Source organism: Planktotalea sp. (genome assembly GCF_049680325.1).
Lineage (GTDB): Bacteria > Pseudomonadota > Alphaproteobacteria > Rhodobacterales > Rhodobacteraceae > Planktotalea.
Window position 1 is genome coordinate 1 of the sequence record NZ_JBAUHO010000159.1, and the last position, 1,805, is coordinate 1,805.

The window sequence follows — 1,805 nt, forward strand, 5'->3', positions numbered from 1 at the left end:
GTATGGAAACGGTGCTGGTCCACCCGCTGGCGGGTATGTTGTCAGCCTATGGTATTGGTCTTGCCCCGGTGAAAGCGATCCGCGAGCACAGTGTGGTCCGGCCTTTGGGCGAGGATATGTCGGCAGAGCTGGCGGCGCTTGAACAGGCGGCGTGTGCGGTGCTGCGAGAACAGGGGCTGCGCGATGGCCAGATCGGCGTTTCTGGCAAGGCGCGCCTTCGTTTTGCGGGCAGCGACCGTTCGCTGCCGCTCGATTGGGGCGATGCGGCGGACATGGCCGCGCGGTTCCAGACACAGCACCACCAGCGCTTCGGCTATTCCGATGCGGGAGGCCAGATCATCGTTGAGGCTTTGAGCGTCGAGGCAGTTGGTGCGGCGGGGGGATTGGCGTCTGCCGCATATAGTCCCGGTTCCGCCGCAATCCGTGGCAGCGGCCCATGGCCGACATTCAGCCGCGCAGGATTGACGGCAGGGCAAGTGGTCCACGGGCCCGCGTTGTTCATTGATCCAGGCTCGACAATTGTTGTCGAAGATGGTTGGTCGGCTGCGTTGAAAGAGGATTTCAGCCTGATCCTGACTCGCACGACGCCGCTTGAACGCCAGCGCGCCGACGGCACCGATGTCGATCCCGTGCGGCTCGAGATATTCAACAATCTGTTCATGGCCATTGCCGAGGAAATGGGCGTTGTTCTGCAATCCACCGCGACCTCGGTAAACATCAAGGAACGGCTCGATTTCTCCTGCGCATTGTTCGATGCGGAAGGGTCGCTGATTGCCAATGCGCCGCATATTCCGGTGCATCTGGGATCAATGGCGGATTCGATCCGGCGGATATTGGAAGCGCGCGGCGATGGTGCAGACGGCCAGCCTGCTGACGGGCGGGGCATATTGCGCGGCGATGCCTATGTCCTCAACGATCCCTATCGCGGCGGAACCCATTTGCCCGATATCACGATCATTGTTCCGGTGTTTTATTCCGGGGACACCGGCGCGCCTGACGCCTTTGTCGCGGCGCGCGGGCACCATTCCGACATTGGCGGCATTGCCCCGGGTTCGATGCCGCCCGAAAGCCGGACAATCAGCGAAGAGGGCGTTCTGCTGGATAATGTCCTGCTGGTTGATGAGGGGCGTTTCTGCGAGGCGGACATTCGCGCGGCCCTGTCATCGGGTGAATGGCCGGCCCGCAACCTGGATCGCAACCTTTCCGACCTACGCGCGCAAATCGCAGCGTGTGCGCGCGGGGCAGAGCTGTTGACGGGGGCGGCCAAGGATCACGGCGAAGATGTCATAGCCGCCTATATGCGCCACGTTCTGGCCAATGCAGAGGAATCGGTGCGCCGATTGCTCGACCGGTTGGAAGACGGCGCATTTACCTATGCGATGGATAATGGTGCGCAGATTGCGGTGGCGATCCGGATCGATCGGGCCGCCCGCTCTGCGGTATTCGATTTCACCGGAACCAGCACGCAACAGGACAATAATTTCAATGCGCCGCGATCCATAACGCGCGCGGCGGCGCTGTATGTCGTGCGTACCTTGATTGACGATGTGATACCGATGAATGACGGATGCCTGCGCCCGATCGAACTGGTCGTACCCGAAGGGTCCATGCTCAATCCCGTTTTCCCCGCCGCTGTGGTCGCAGGCAATGTCGAAACCAGCCAAGTTGTAACCGATGCACTGTTCGCGGCTACGGGCAGGCTGGCACCGTCGCAGGGTACAATGAACAATTTCACCTTCGGCAATGAACAGCACCAATATTACGAAACAATTGCGGGCGGATCGGGCGCGGGGCCGGACCATGAC

The 1,805-nt window shown here is 61.2% G+C and carries 1 protein-coding gene; it reads left to right on the forward strand.

What is annotated here, in order from left to right:
• On the forward strand, positions 1–1,805 hold a 1,805-nt coding region (locus tag WBC85_RS07325; RefSeq protein ID WP_424434598.1), incomplete at both ends, for a hydantoinase B/oxoprolinase family protein.